The 13708-nt window shown below is 70.6% G+C and carries 12 protein-coding genes and 3 pseudogenes; 9 read left to right on the top strand and 6 right to left on the bottom strand.

Going from position 1 to position 13708, the window contains the following annotated elements; genetic code table 11:
- Positions 1–15 precede the first annotated feature (15 nt).
- Positions 16–449: pseudogene (locus HS99_RS46650) on the top strand (NF041680 family putative transposase); the annotation flags it as partial.
- 15 nt (positions 450–464) lie between these two features.
- Positions 465–1007, top strand: coding sequence for a CbrC family protein (locus HS99_RS14930; protein WP_030556523.1), 543 nt, complete (start codon positions 465–467; stop codon positions 1005–1007).
- Between the two features lie 33 nt (positions 1008–1040).
- Here HS99_RS14930 and HS99_RS48415 read toward each other — a convergent pair whose 3' ends face one another.
- The 4 genes from HS99_RS48415 to HS99_RS14905 all read right to left on the bottom strand — a co-directional run bounded on the left by HS99_RS48415 (position 1041) and on the right by HS99_RS14905 (position 4928).
- Positions 1041–1553 (bottom strand): hypothetical protein, encoded by a 513-nt coding sequence (locus tag HS99_RS48415; protein WP_050366217.1) that lies wholly within the window; start codon positions 1551–1553, stop codon positions 1041–1043.
- Between the two features lie 34 nt (positions 1554–1587).
- Positions 1588–2277, bottom strand: coding sequence for a hypothetical protein (locus tag HS99_RS48410; protein WP_141763728.1), 690 nt, complete (start codon positions 2275–2277; stop codon positions 1588–1590).
- Positions 2278–2935: 658 nt separating this feature from the next.
- Positions 2936–4018 (bottom strand): peptidoglycan-binding protein, encoded by a 1083-nt coding sequence (locus HS99_RS14910; RefSeq protein WP_030556529.1) that lies wholly within the window; start codon positions 4016–4018, stop codon positions 2936–2938.
- A gap of 52 nt (positions 4019–4070) precedes the next feature.
- Positions 4071–4928: a hypothetical protein gene (locus HS99_RS14905; RefSeq protein ID WP_063737854.1), complete on the bottom strand. Its 858-nt coding sequence runs from the start codon at positions 4926–4928 to the stop codon at positions 4071–4073.
- Between the two features lie 273 nt (positions 4929–5201).
- On the opposite strand from HS99_RS14905, the gene HS99_RS14900 reads away from it, so the two are divergent.
- The 4 genes and pseudogenes from HS99_RS14900 to HS99_RS45860 form a co-directional block, all read left to right on the top strand.
- Positions 5202–5594, top strand: coding sequence for a peptidoglycan-binding domain-containing protein (locus HS99_RS14900; protein WP_030558375.1), 393 nt, complete (start codon positions 5202–5204; stop codon positions 5592–5594).
- Between the two features lie 490 nt (positions 5595–6084).
- Positions 6085–7479 (top strand): HEAT repeat domain-containing protein, encoded by a 1395-nt coding sequence (locus HS99_RS14890; RefSeq protein WP_338074292.1) that lies wholly within the window; start codon positions 6085–6087, stop codon positions 7477–7479.
- A 763-nt stretch (positions 7480–8242) separates the two neighbouring features.
- The gene (locus HS99_RS14885; protein WP_030558371.1) at positions 8243–8560 is read left to right on the top strand and encodes a YwqG family protein; all 318 of its coding nucleotides are present in this window, start codon (positions 8243–8245) and stop codon (positions 8558–8560) included.
- A gap of 377 nt (positions 8561–8937) precedes the next feature.
- A pseudogene (locus tag HS99_RS45860) lies at positions 8938–9036 on the top strand (transposase); the annotation flags it as partial.
- 168 nt (positions 9037–9204) lie between these two features.
- On the opposite strand, the gene HS99_RS14880 reads toward HS99_RS45860, so the two are convergent.
- Positions 9205–9591, bottom strand: coding sequence for a DoxX-related protein (locus HS99_RS14880; protein WP_050366212.1), 387 nt, complete (start codon positions 9589–9591; stop codon positions 9205–9207).
- Between the two features lie 3 nt (positions 9592–9594).
- Here HS99_RS14880 and HS99_RS14875 point away from each other — a divergent pair, with 3 nt between their 5' ends.
- A complete protein-coding gene (locus tag HS99_RS14875) occupies positions 9595–10332 on the top strand; it encodes a helix-turn-helix transcriptional regulator (protein WP_232543233.1) in 738 nt (245 codons plus the stop codon).
- 79 nt (positions 10333–10411) lie between these two features.
- A pseudogene (locus HS99_RS41180) lies at positions 10412–10660 on the top strand (glycoside hydrolase family 15 protein); the annotation flags it as partial.
- 51 nt (positions 10661–10711) lie between these two features.
- Here HS99_RS41180 and HS99_RS14870 read toward each other — a convergent pair.
- Positions 10712–11254: a CGNR zinc finger domain-containing protein gene (locus tag HS99_RS14870; RefSeq protein ID WP_043481032.1), complete on the bottom strand. Its 543-nt coding sequence runs from the start codon at positions 11252–11254 to the stop codon at positions 10712–10714.
- A 79-nt stretch (positions 11255–11333) separates the two neighbouring features.
- Between HS99_RS14870 and HS99_RS14865 the strand changes: the two genes are divergently transcribed.
- Positions 11334–13454 carry an FAD-dependent monooxygenase gene (locus tag HS99_RS14865; RefSeq protein WP_050366189.1) on the top strand — a complete coding sequence of 707 codons (2121 nt, stop codon included), beginning with the start codon at positions 11334–11336 and terminating at the stop codon, positions 13452–13454.
- Positions 13455–13708: the final 254 nt, after the last annotated feature.

Genomic DNA, 13708 nt, shown 5'->3' with positions numbered 1-13708 from the left:
CCCCAGACGTGCGGGCGAAGATTCGACCTGGAGCACACCTTCCGCCTCTTCAAGCAGACGCTCGGCTGGACCAAGCCCAGACTCCGCAGCTCCGAGGCGGCTGACCGGTGGACCTGGCTGGTGATCGCCGCCCACACCCAGCTCCGGCTCGCCCGCCCCCTCGCCACCGACCTCCGCCGCCCGTGGGAAAGACCGGCCGAACCGAACAAGCTCACCCCCGCCCGTGTCCGACGCGGGTTCAGGAACCTCCACACGAAGACCCCATCGCCGGCGCGTGCACGGAAACCGACCCGACCCGGCCCGGCCCCGGCCGACCACCAGGCTCCCCGAACCGCACTCCGGCACCCCGTCACGACGTCGGCAAAGTCCTCGCGACCGGCGAGGCGTACGCCCGCCCGGCTCATCACAAGAGGGGTACCAAGCCCCGGAGGACTGACAGACCCGCCTGAGCGGCAGGGACTGCGGTGATACGGTCGCTGCCCGTGAGAGAGCCGCTTCCCGTGTTTCCGTATCACCCCGACCCCGTGGCCACCGGCGCCATCGTCCAGTCCGACACGGAGTGCAGTTGCTGTGGTCGGGCCCGCGGCTACATCTACGCCGGCCCCGTCTACGCGGCCGAGAATCTCCGCGATCGACTCTGCCCGTGGTGCATCGCGGACGGGAGCGCGGCTGACCGCTTCGAGGCCCAGTTCACCGATGTCGTCGACGACGTCCCGATGGATCGGCTTTTCGCGATCACGCAACGCACGCCAGGATTCAGCGGCTGGCAGCAGGAGCGATGGCTGATCCACTGCGCAGACGGCGCGGCCTTCCTCGGCCCCGCCGGAGCCGCCGAGCTTGCCGCCTACCCAGATGCATCGGCATCCCTTCGACAAGAACTCACCTCCTGGCCCAAGCCACAGGCCGAGCAATACCTCAACGCGTTGACCAGGGACGGCCAGCCAACCGCCTACCTCTTCCAGTGCCGAGCCTGCGGCACCCACCTCGCGTACGCGGATGCCACGTAGGCCCGGCTCCGGGCGAGAGGTTAAAGAACAAGCTCAGACGTTGTGTCGCAACTCCAGGAACAGGAAGTACGTGCTCAGCGCCTGGGAGCGGGCCAGACGGGTACCGCTGGGCGAGCCCCGCAGCACCCGCCCGGAGTACGCGTCCGCGTCGGCTGGCTCCATGTCCCACAGCGACCGACCGAACCACGTGCGGATCTCTTCCACGTGGCCGACGTCGCCACGGATCGTGCTGTCCGCCAACCCGGCCGACGTCCGAGCCAGCACGAAGCCGGCCAGCGCGTCGGTCTCGAACTGCTCCAGTTCCTCCGCCGAAACCGGATCCCGATGCTCACGCAGATCCCGCACCACCGCCAGCGCCGCCAACCCGCGCCTCCTCACCTTCGGCTGATCGGCCGCCACGACGTCCACCTCCGGGAGAAGGCGCTGTGGCGGACGCTCTGCGAGACGTGCGCCCGCTCCGAGGAGATCGTGGACGTCAACATCGAGGAGCTCGACCTGGACCTGGCCGGCCAGGACGCTGGCCTGGTGCTGCAGTTCGAGCAGCATCAGGCCGCCGTCGCTACGGCCGGGCGGCTCGCACTCAGTTCGCCTTCGCCGCGGCTGTCGCCAGGCCGGCGGCGATCAGCCAGGCCAGCGCGGGCAGGCCCATGGTCAGGGCCTGCGGCCAGTGCCAGAGCAGTAGCCGCGCACCGAGGCCCCAGGTGAGGAGGAACAGCGGGACCAGGATCACCGCCTGGATCCTCCACCGCTCCAGGAACACCCCGGCCAGGCCGCCGGCCAGCAGCGCCGTGCCCGCCGTGACCAGCAGGCTGATCCGGAACGCCGCGGCCCACGGGGTGGACGGCGGGTCACTCCGGTGCTTCTGCTGGATGATTTCGGCTACCCGCCCTCGCCAGGAACGCAGTTCCACGGTCGAGCCGACGTCCACCGCCTCGTAGAACGACCTATCCACCTTGTAGGTGCGGGCCGGCGTGTTCTCCCGCAGGACGGTGAGGCGGTACGAGGCCGTGTCGATGTTGGTGTCGACCCACTTCTTCGTCACCCGGCCGCTCTCGGACCGCAGGCAGTCCACCTGTGCCTCCCCGTCCGCCCGGGCATCGCAGACAGGTGCGTCGAGGTAGGCCCCGCCCTCGTCGTAGGCATCGTGGTAGCGGACGAAGCCGAACACCACGATCGCCAGCCCCAGCACGGCAACCAGGCCCCGCAGCAACACCCCACCCGCCGGACCGCGCCCCGGGCGCCGGTCCCGCCGGCCGTCCCCTTTCCCCACGGGCCCCTCCTCCCCAACCAGACCAAGTCATTGTGCCTCGCTGCCGGGAACTCGGGGGTCTGCGTGGGCAGGACGAGGTCGGCGACCCTCAGGATGGCGCCGCACACCTGGCGGCTGCGAAGGTCCAGGTCGACAGGCGGACTGGCCACCAGCACGCCGCGCACGTCGGTGACCGGCACGCGCACCCGTGTGACCCGGGCGAGATCCTCCGGCGGAACCCACAGGTCGTCGGTCCGCAGCGGGGGGTGGGTCATGTCGATCCACCAGCTACCGGGCGTCATCGCGGCGAGGACGCGGCGGGTCTCCTCGAAGATGTGCGGGCTGGGCTCCGCGACGGCGAACCCGGTCACGAGCACGTGGGCACCGCCGGTCGGCGGGTTGCTGGGCGTCAAGCCGGCGTCGGCCAGGCGGTCGGCGACGCTGCGCGCCACGTATCCGGTGCCCATGACCGTGACGAACTCAGGTCGCATGATGTCCCCCTCAGTACCGCTGCCGCGCAATTCGAAGAACGAACGCAGGGCGCGGGCGCCGGTGAAACCGAACCACCGCGCCATGACGCCGACGGTGGCGGCGTGCTGGAGCGGAAAGCTGCCCTGGGCTGGTGGTGTCGGGCGCTGCGCGGGTGACGGCAGCCGTCACCCGCGCGGCACCCGGGTGGTCAGGCCGAGACGTGGTACCAGTAGCCGCCGGTGCGCAGGGTGACGTAGTGGACGTTGGTGTTTGTTTCCTTCGCCTCGTACATCATGTCGGCGCCGGTGGTGGGGTCGGTGCCGGCGTAGAGGACGACGTGCACGGTGTTGTGAGCGTCCGCGCCGAAGTACTCGACGTCGCCGGGGCGTCGCTGGGACTCGGTGATCGGGGTGAGGTGGCTGTCCAGGGTCTGCTCGGTCGTGCCGCCCCCATGGGCGAGGTCGATGCCGGCGCCGAACCAGAAGGCCGCGCGCACCAGGCCCGAACAGTCCAGGCCGACGGTCGTATTGGCCGCGCAGGGCTGGGGGCCGGTGTATTGGTCGCAGGTGCCCAGGGAGGGGCCGGGGCCCTCGCCGCGCAGGGAGTGGCCGCCGCCCCACACGTACTTGACGCCCAGGTAGGACTTCGCCGCGTTCAGGACCTTGATGGGGTCGACGGCGCCGCTGGGCAGCGGGGCGGGGGTGCTGGTGTAGAGGGCGTTCTTGACGGCCGTGCCGGCGATGCCGTCGATGGTCAGGGTGTGGGCGGCCTGGAAGTTGCGCACGGCCGTGTCGGTGGCCGGGCCGAACTGCCCGTCCACGGTGAGGCGGCCCGCGTGGAAGGTGTTGAGCATCGTCTGCAGGGTGCTGACGCACGCGCCGCCGGCGCCGGTCTGCAGATCGCCGCACTGGGTGCGCAGGTCCACGGTGGCGGAGGCGGCGGCCGCCGCCGCGTCGAGCGCCGACTTGGTGGCCGGGCCGACGATGCCGTCCGCGGTCAGCGAGTGGGAGGCCTGGAAAGTGCGCACGGCCGTGCCGGTGGCCGATCCGAACTGCCCGTCCACGGTGAGCTGGGCGCCGGTCAGGTTGAGCTCCAGCTGGAGCTGGGTGACGCAGCCGTCGGCCTCACCCTGCTGCAGGTCGGCCGGGCAGGCCGAGGAGGTGAGGGGTATCGGGGCGGGTGCGGCCGCGGCGGGTGCGGCCGCGGCGGTGTACGCGCCGACGCCCGTCAGTACGGACGCCAGGGCCAGGCCCAGCGACACCCGGCATCGGGTGGACAGGAGGGTACTCACAGAAGGCTCTCCAGATTCATGATGTTGTCGGGTTAGGGCGCGAGGATCTCCGTCAGTTCGTCTCCGCCTGCAGCGTCCGCGTTGCGCTCTGCGCGGCATGTTCCACTCCGCCTTGCAGGAGGACTTCGCCCAGCAGTGTGATGTGGTGCAGCACTGTGCCGCCTTGTCGCTGTTTGGTGGTGAGGCCGGCGTCGGCCAGGATGCTGGCGTGCTGGCTGGCAGGGGGTAGATGAGCACGGGCGGGTCTTCCGTACGCTCGAAGCCGGCGATCACCAGGCGGCCGGACGCGAAGACGGCGGTGAAGCACCAGGCCGCGACCCGCCAGGGGAAGCTCGGTCACGCAGGGCGACGACATCGGCAGGCTCAGGACAGGTGGCTTCCACCGGGCGGCCGGGTGCAGTGTGGCCAGTACCGCGTTCAGGCCCCCGGTGGCCAGCTGCCTCGTCCGGTACTGGTGCTCCGCGGCCACCACAGCGTCGATCTGCTCCCAGTACGGCGTGATTGCCGCCGACTGGTACTCCGCCGTGAGGTCGCCGAGCAGCACACGCGACCGGTGGTCACCGTTCGCCAGATCCCTGGCGAACGGTGTCAGCCGGCGCAGGCGGCCCAGCCCTCGCAGATAGCCGCGACCGTCCCGGTCCATCCCGTCCGCCGTGGCCTCGGCCGTGTCCCGGCCCTCTGGCCGCGCGATCAGGAATTCCGGAAGGTCGGTCGCCGCGAACAGGTCGAACAGCATGGCCGAACGCGGCTTCCAGCGCCGCCCGAGTTGCTCGCGCCACTTCCCGAGCCTGCTCTCCGGCCGGCGGGTCGCCAGCAGGTGGAGACTCAAGGACAGTTCCGCGGACATGTCGGCGGCCGGCGCGACCCGGGTGAGCGCCAGATCCCGGTCGGTGAAACGGATCCTCAACACCTGCTGATCCTGGACCCCGCCAGACAGCCGCGGCAAGGGATTCGTCGAGAGACGAATCCCTTGGCCCAGGAGGCGAGGTGACGCATCGTCATCGGCAGCGAGAGACCCCAACGGCCCCGCAACGGCTCCAGGCGACCCGCTGCAGAGCCGAGAACTGACAGCACCTGTGGCCTCGCCCCGCGCCCAATGGGGGCGGGGCCACACGAATACGACGGGAGCGACCCGACAACGCTCCCGTGACCAGAGTGACTTGAGCGATTGAGGAGACTCGACATGCAGAAGAAGTGGGCCCTTCGTGCGGCCACCCTCACCATCGGCGCTACCGCAGCCCTCGGCCTCGCCGTCGGCACGGCCAACGCCGCCTCCACGATCCAGTGGGGCTCCACCGGTCAGCCGGTAAGGTGCGTCCAGCAGGCCATGAACTACCTCGACAGCGCCGGCCTCTCGGTCGACGGCCAGTTCGGCCAGAACACCTACAACGCGGTGGTCGCCTACCAGGGCTCGAAGGGCATCCAGCAGGACGGCCAGGTCGGCCCGCAGACCGGTGGCGACATCAAGGCCGACATCTACAACGTCTACCTGGCCGCCCACCACTCCGGCGACTACTCCACGCAAAGCACCATGAGCGCCTGGATGAGCAACTGCAACAGCCAGCTCCCCGGCTGATCACCGCCCCCCGAGACCGAGTAGCCGGTCAAGGGTGGTCTCGCGTCGTGCACACGACGCGAGACCACCCCCGCGGCGCATCAGACGAAACCCCCCGGGCATAGCTGCACTCGACGCAGAACCCGTTGCCCTCGGCGTCGAAGACAGGCACACCACCGTTGCCCGACCGACAACTGCCGGCCGGGGCGCGCCCCGTGACATCCGCCACGAGCTCTTCCGCGCTCTCGGCCTGCCTGGCGACCCGCCCGCACGGCCGATCGAGTTCGACGCCGTCCTCGAGGACGCCCTGCTCCGCGGCCTCCGCGTGCCGGTCTGTGACGTGGCGGCGGGTCAGCCTGGCGACCAGGACCCGGCGGTTCGACCAGTGCAGCTCATGCGCCTGGGCTGCGCCATCGGCTGCTAGAGGGAATGATCATCTCTCGCGTGCCGCTGAAGTCGAGCGGATCGAAGAAGTACCGCAGGGTCAGGTCGGCATCTCTCCCAGCCGCAGGTGCCGGTCGGCCGAAGGACGGCGTTGCAGGAGGGCGGTGATGGGCGGGGCTGGCTGAGCGGCCGTTCGGGCTGGCATGGTGGGTGTCTGCGCACCCCCGCTGGGCGGGTGCCCCTGAGAAAAAAGCAACGCGACGTGGATGAACGTCTCCGCAGAATCACCGCCAAACTGGCGCGAGTTCCCCGCCTTCCCGCTCGTGGACGATCCTTCGGCGAGGAGCGTCACGGTTTCTATCTCGGCCCGCCGTTGACCGAACGTCAGGTCTCGGCTTTCGAAGCACAGCACGGCGTCAGGCTGCCTGCGGCCTATCGGCGATTCCTGACCGAAGTGGGCCACGACGGCGCCGGCCCCCACTACGGGCTGCTGCCGCTGACGGACTGGAACGTCGACGGGTCGACCGCGACCGGACACCTGGCCCGACCGTTCCCCGTCGAGCCCGCCGTCCGCGTCGGGCAGGACTGGTGGCAGCGACTGGGACGCCCGAGACCGCCGTTCAGCGGCACCATGGCCATCACCAGCCAGGGGTGCAGCTACCTCACCGCGCTCGTGGTCACCGGCCCGGCCCGCGGCCGGGTCGTCAACATCGACCTCGACCCCGAGCGGGAGCTGTTCTTCAGCCCCGACACCGACTTCCTCGCCTGGTACGAGCGCTGGCTCGACGAGACCGCGGACGGACTGGACACCGGCGGCTTCTCGTTGTCCATCCCGGGCACCGAGCCGACGCTGGCGGACACCCTCACGACATCACCGGACCCTGAGCTGCGCATCGCCGCTGCCAGGACCCTCCGTCGCCGCCCGTACCTCGCCCCCACCACCAGAGCCGTCCTGCGCGCGGCCGTAGCGAGCGACCCGGAGCCGGTGGTCAGGGCGAGCGCGATCACGACTCTGAACGTCGCGCCCACGGACGAGGACCTGCGGGTCCTTTACCAGGCCCTGGCCGATCCGGCGCCGGCCGTCCGCGAAGCCGCCGTCCGCACCCTGGCCAGACGAGGCACATTCTGGCAGGCCAAGGCCCGCTGGCTCCTGCGGGACGAGGACCCTGAGGTGAAGAAGGCAGCTCTCAAGGCGCTGGAGGACTCCCAAGTACTGACAGAGGAGGACGTGCTACCACTGCGCGACGACAGCGCCGCCTCCGTGCGGGCCGCGGTGATCAGCCACCTCTCGCCCCTCGACGCCCCCAGCGCCCCGGCCACGACGCGCGCCGCCCTCGCCGATCCGGACTCCCTTCCGCGCGTCACCGCGGTCGCCATCGGGATCAGGCGACGGTGGCTGACGGAGACCGACCTGAGAGCGGTGGAGCACGACCTCGACGACCAGATCCGAAAGCGAGTCACCTCGGCACTGACACGGATGACCCGCAGATCTGCGGGATCGGCCTCCCCACGAACACGGTGATGGACACCGTGCGTCCCCCCAAGCCGGCCCCGTACCCGCCCGTCGCGCCGCTCCTCGACGATCCCGACGCCGCACATGCGCGAGACCGCGCTGCCCGCCGCCCTGGCGTACGCCGAACACCCCGGCCCAGCCAGGCACCGTGACGACCTGGCCGGACGCGCCCCCCGTGCGGGCTGGTTCCGCCGGCCGCCCGGCCGTCGTCCTGGCTGTCCGGTCGCTTGGGTCGCTGTTCCTGGTCGGCATGGGCCGGGGATGGCTCGCGCGTCGAAGCGAGGTGGCGGGCCGCCGCGGGAGCCCCGGCTCGGGTCGGGCCGGAGCTCCCACACACCCGGCCCGATCGGCAGCGGCAGCCACAGCGGCCCGACGTCCTCCTCCCGCACAGTCCGCGGCGCAGTCCGGGTACTCGGCAGCCTCCGGCGCCGTCTCGGTGCGCAGTTCCCGCTCCGAACCCTCGGGGCCGCGGGCCCTTGCAGGTCCAGCAGGACGGCCGCTCCGCGTGGGCGGAGCGGCCGGCATGAGGTGGCCGGCCTCACCGGCAGATGCGAGTCTCGCACCCGGCCGGGCAGCGGACCGTCCCCAGGGAGGGCCTGCTGACCACGATCGCGGGCGCGGTGTCGCCGCTACTGAAATGATCACCCCAGCGGAACCGTCCCACACAACCCCGGCTCACTGGCTCCGGACCCGCGGCTTCCCCACCCGGACCATGGTGCTGCGCCGCAAGGGGCCGCGCTGTGGGGTGCGCATAGGTTGAGAGGATCGCCTCATGGAGTTCGACGACCCGGCTGTCATGCGCCGGCTGTGTGGAGAGCGGCTCGGCCCGGAAGCCGGGCCGCAGTTCGCAGCGATGGCCCGGCGAGGCTTCCGGCTGGCCGCGGCCTCGGAGAAGACGCCTGCCACAGGCCGGTCACAGCTCGGCGGGTCCGCGCTGCTCGAACCCGGCACCCCCTGGCCGGTGCTGGCAGATGTCCCGCTGTCCCTGCACGCCGTGCTCGACACCGGCACGCTGTACTTCACCATTCCCGCCAGGGCGTTCGCGGCGGGGGACTTCAGCAAGGCCGAGGCGACCGGCCAGTGCTGCTGAGCGGACGCCGGACCGCACGGCCGCAAAGCCGCCGTCGCACAGCTGATGTCATGCAGTTCGCTCCAGAAAGTCTCGAACCGATGAGACCTGCCGGTACGGCTTGCGGCCAGCGGCTTGGCGACCTGGTTGAGGAACTCCCCGTAGTCCTGAAGGGTGTCAAAAGTCCGATCAGGCCGCTGAGCTGGGTGTTTCCCGCAGGCCATGGGGCGGCCTGATCGGGGTGGGGTGGTACTCGTTGAGGAGTCCGCCGAGTACTTGGTGGCGTCGGACTGCGGCCATGGGCAGGAGGATGACGTTGGGATCGTCGTCTGGTGCTCGTAGATCCAGGCCGCGGTGGGCTCGTCCGGCGTTGTAGGTCGTGTCTCATAATTGATCTTGTGGCGGGTCGAGGAGAGATAACGGATGCTGCGTGGGCTCGGATCGAGCCGTTGCTGCCGCAGCGGGATGGTGCCGGGCGTCCTTGGCGGGATCACCGAACAGGGCGCGCAGAAGGGTTCCCGGCGCCCTGACGCACTGTCCGGCCCCGGGCAGTGCGACCCGGCCCCGGGAGGCCGGGGAACCGAACCAGACTTCTGGATCGTCGCTGGTGCGCCGCGCCCTCCCCGGTTAGCGCCGGCGCCGCGCAAACCATGGGCGAGAGCTTGTCACGCCGCGGTCCACCCGATTGCGATCGCCCACGCGATATAGCCGAGGTTGACCGCCAGCCGGACCGTCGGACCGCCGAGCCGTCGTGGGTGGTCGTTGAACGACCTGGTCAAGGCGTCCACATGGCAGACCAGGTATGTCATGACCAGACCGGCGGCGGCCCACCCGCCCACGGCCCGTGCCTGTGGCACGAGGATCAGACCCCCGACGACGATGTCCGCCACCCCGCTGGCCACGACGAGGAACTCGACCCGACCCAGCAAGGGAGGAAGCAGGCCTGTCATCCACGACGGGATCAGACGACGCATGTACGCGGGGAACAGGAAGTGCGCCGCACCCGAGACAATCATGAAAATGCCAAACGTGATGGCCGCGATATCGTTCATGACATGACCGTGGCCCCGACACGCAGCTGGGCGCTTGAACGAAACGATCGGCGAGTCGACTTCCTCACCGATCCCACGGCCACGATGTTCGCCGAGTCGGGCCCGTTCCAGGTCACCCGTCATCGCCATCCCGCATGGAAGGTCGTGCTGTCCCTCGCGGGCCCGATCGAGGTCAGGCATGCCGACGGGGTCATGGCGTCGACCGGCATGATCGTGCCCCCGCAACTGGTGCACACCTGCGCCACCTCCTCGGCCTATGTCGCCCTCTTCCTCGACCCCTGGAAACTCCGTTCCGCCTCCGGACCGTGCCGCCTCGACGTCGCCGAGACCCAGCGTGTGCTGGACGCCCTCGGCCCCACCAGCGAGGCCAGCGCTCATGCCGACCTCGCCGCCGCGTGCGCCGAACTCACCCGTCTCCACGGGGAGGCGGCCTCCCTCGACCCCCGGCTCGCCCATGCCGTGGGGGAATACACGAGGCCCGACCACGATGCCGGCATCGAGGCCGTTGCCGCCGGCGTGGGAATCTCGCCATCACGGCTGCGCGCTCTGGCCCGTGACGCGGTGGGCATCCCGCTCACACGGCTGCGGCAGTGGGCGCGGCTGCGCGTGGCAGTCGCCGACCTGCCCCGCGAGACCGTGGCAGCCGCAGCGGCCTCCGCCGGCTTCGCCGACCAGGCTCACTTGACCCGCACCGCCCGACGCCTGACGGGCCGCACGCCTTCATCCGTGTTTCCCCGCTAGGGCTCCCGGCCTCGTCGCACGAGCCAGTCCTGCGTTTCGCGCAGGTCGGCGGGGCGGCCGGCCGCGTCCGGAGGAGACCGACCTGTCCCACCTCGAAGGCCATCTGGGATCCGCTCCCGTGCGGGTGGGCAACGCCGCGACCAAACAGCTCCAACTCGACATCTACGGAGCCCTGATCGGCTCGGTCTACCTCTACGACAAGTGGGGTCAGCCGATCAGCAGCGACCGCTGGGATGAGGTCGGCGCCGTCGTGGGCTGGCTCTGCGACCACTGGGACCAGCCCGACGAGGGCGTCTGGGAGACCCGGGGCGGCCGGAAGAACTACGTCCTACTCGCGCGCCCGAGAGCGCGCCACCCTGCCTATGGAACGTGTGGACGGTCACGTGGTGGCTTGGTGGGCCCGGTGGGCGGCGACACGGACCCGGGTGGCGCAGCGGGGGGTACAGAAACGTTGTGGGGTGCGGCGGCCGGTGTCGATGTAGAAGCGGTTGCAGCCGGGGGCGGCGCATTGGCCCCAGGCGCAGGTTTGGCGTTCGCTGAGCCAGATGCCGAGGGCGAGGGCGCAGGTGGAGAGGAGCCAGTGGGTGAGGTCGGCGGTGGGGGGTGTCTGGGTGTGCATGGACCAGGGACGACCGGGGAGTTTGACGAGGCGGGGGCGGGCTGGGTAGCGGTCGAGGAGGGTGTTGATGGCCTGCGCTGCGTTGTCGGGGTCGCGGGTGGTGAGGATGGCGATGAGGTGGGTGGTGGCCTGGCGTAGTTCCTGGGCGTCGGTGTCGGTGAGTTGGAGCGCTGGGCCGCCGTGGCGTTCCAGGACGGCTTGGAGGTCGGCGGTGGTGGCTTCGGGGTGGTCGCGGACGGTGTTGGCGAGTTCGGTGAGGAAGTAGAGGCCGCGGGGGTTGCGGCCGTTGAGGTCCTGGGTCATGGGGGTGCCTTTTCTTGATCGGGTTCCACTTCCCCATGGTAACGTCAATCTTCAGTCTTTGACGTTACGGAGGGGTGGTATGCGATTTCCGGCATCGACGTCGGTTCTGATCGTCGGCGCAGGTCCGGTCGGCCTGACGTTGTCGGTCCTGTTGTCCGAGCACGGCGTGCGGCATCTGCTCGTCGAGGCACATCCGGGCACCTCGCACCATCCCAAGGCCCGGGGCGTGTCGGCGCGTTCGATGGAGATCTTCCGGCGGTGCGGTTTGGAGGCGGACATCCGGCGGGCCGGGCTCCCGGCCTCGCAGATCTTCTTCTACCGGGGCCGCAGCCTCGTCGACCCGGACTTCGTCCGCACCGGGCTGCCGGACGGCCCGGCGCAGGGCGCCGAGCGCACCCCGTCACCGGGACTGATCTGTCCCCAGAACGCCCTGGAGGCGCTGCTGCTGCGACGAGCCCGTCAACTCGCCCCGGACGGCGTGCGATTCGCGACCCGACTGCTCTCCTTCTCCCAGGACGGCGACGGCGTGCACGCGGTGGTGGAAGAGACGAACACCGGCCAGCGGCACGCGGTCCGTGCCGACTGGCTGGTCGGCTGCGACGGCGCATCCAGCGGCGTGCGCTCCGGTGCCGGGATCGCGATGGAAGGACCGACGGGCCTGGGCCACTTCCTCAGCATCCGCTTCGAGGCGCCGCTCGGTGACGTGGTGGCCGAGCGCGCCAGCGCCTCGTACTTCCTCACCGAGCCGGGCCGAGGCGGCTTCCTGGCCGTGGACAACGACCGGCACTGGATCTACCAGCACCCGTTCGACCCGCAGCGCGACGACATCGCCGACCTCATGAGCGACCAGCTGCAGTTGGCCCAGCTCGTCCGGGAGGCGGCCGGCCTGCCGAACCTGGAGGTAACCGTCCAGGACACCATGACCTGGCGGATGGACGCCCAACTCGCCGAAACCTACCGCAGGTCACGGGTGCTGATAGCGGGCGACGCGGCCCATGTGATCCCCCCGACCGGCGGGCACGGCATGAACACCGGCATCGGCGACGCGGACAACCTCGCCTGGAAGCTCGCCGCCGTCACCGCCGGCACAGCCGGCCAGGCGCTGCTGGACACCTACGAGAGTGAACGCCGCCCCGTCGCCCGCCAGGTCATCGACCTGTCCCTCGCCAACTCCCGCGCCCGCACCGGTTACCGGATCGACGACGAGCTGCTGCTCACCGCCGCATATCGCTCCACCGCCGTCATCGCCGACACCGGTGAACCCCCACGCCCGCCGCTGGACCCGGAGCGCGAGCACCCCGGCGGTGGGCCGGGTGCCCGCCTCCCCCATCTTCGGCTCCCGGACGCGGCCCCCATCGCGTCCACGCTGGATCTCACCGACCGCGGCTTCACCCTGCTCACCCACACCGGCGACACCGCCTGGCAACGGCAGGTGGACACCGCCAGAGCAGCCGGCCTGCCCGTCGCCCTGCGGTCGCTGGCGGACCCCGCCACCGCGAGCGCGTGGGACGACGGGGCCTGGACCACCGCGTTCAACCTCCCCGCGACCGCAGCCGTCCTCGTCCGTCCGGACACCCATATCGCCTGGCAGGCGCCGAACCCGCCCGCCGACGACACGGAACTGCTCGACGCCCTACACCGCATCCTCTCCTCGCAACAGCCCCGACGACCGCGGCAACCGCCGGGGCAGTACGAGCGCGCCGACGGAACCATCCTGGAGGAGCGCTCGTGGCTGTGGCAGGGCCACGCAGGGCCACAGGGCTGGCAGGCCGCGTGGACGCGAACGCGCGACCTGCTCGCCCCCGTCGTCGGCGACGACCGCTTCGGCATGGAAGGCGACCCCTTCCGCGGCAAGATCGCCGACGGCGCGGCCGGACTCGCCACCGCCTTCTACCTCCTCGCCGACGGCTGCGGCCCCCAGGTCCCGCATGTGCGACGGGCCCAAGTCGAGGAGCTGATGCGACCCGGGCCCGGCCAGAGCGACGGCGACGTCGTACAACGGTGGGAGGAACTCCTTCAGGCCCTGGGCCACGACCCGGACGCCGACAACGACCCAGTCAGCAAGCGGTGGCGCATCCTGCGCACCGACTACGGCCAGGAGGACGACCCCACCGTCATCGGAGAGGTACTGATCCGACAGGGATACGGCCTCCTGGAAGGCCTCGCGACCGTGCTCACCATCATGCGCCAGCCCTTCTAACCTGCGCGTTTCACTTGCGATCATGACCGGGAACGCGAAAGTGGCTTAGAGGGCGAGGGGCGCGACGAGCGACCAGGCGATCACGCGCCCCGTCTCCCCCGCGCGGGGGCGCGGGAGCGTTCCACGGTCGGGCAGGACCTTCAGCAGCTTCCGTACGAACAGCACCGACCACCCCTCCGACACGCCGCACCCGTGACTTCCCGCCAGCGACGTGTCCCGGGGCACGGCTCGGCGAGCAGAAAGGGGAACCGGTC

Source organism: Kitasatospora aureofaciens, assembly GCF_001188955.3.
Classification (GTDB): domain Bacteria; phylum Actinomycetota; class Actinomycetes; order Streptomycetales; family Streptomycetaceae; genus Kitasatospora; species Kitasatospora aureofaciens.
The sequence above is the reverse complement of the archived record's forward strand: the minus strand, read 5'-3'. Positions and strand labels throughout refer to the sequence as shown.

Coding starts and splice junctions, on each gene's coding strand:
- HS99_RS48415 (WP_050366217.1), bottom strand. CDS start 1,553: ATGCTGCTCGAACTGCAGCACCAGGCCAGCGTCCTGGCCGGCCAGGTC.
- HS99_RS14900 (WP_030558375.1), top strand. CDS start 5,202: ATGCAGAAGAAGTGGGCCCTTCGTGCGGCCACCCTCACCATCGGCGCT.
- HS99_RS14885 (WP_030558371.1), top strand. CDS start 8,243: ATGGAGTTCGACGACCCGGCTGTCATGCGCCGGCTGTGTGGAGAGCGG.
- HS99_RS14880 (WP_050366212.1), bottom strand. CDS start 9,591: ATGAACGATATCGCGGCCATCACGTTTGGCATTTTCATGATTGTCTCG.
- HS99_RS14875 (WP_232543233.1), top strand. CDS start 9,595: ATGACCGTGGCCCCGACACGCAGCTGGGCGCTTGAACGAAACGATCGG.
- HS99_RS14870 (WP_043481032.1), bottom strand. CDS start 11,254: ATGACCCAGGACCTCAACGGCCGCAACCCCCGCGGCCTCTACTTCCTC.
- HS99_RS14865 (WP_050366189.1), top strand. CDS start 11,334: ATGCGATTTCCGGCATCGACGTCGGTTCTGATCGTCGGCGCAGGTCCG.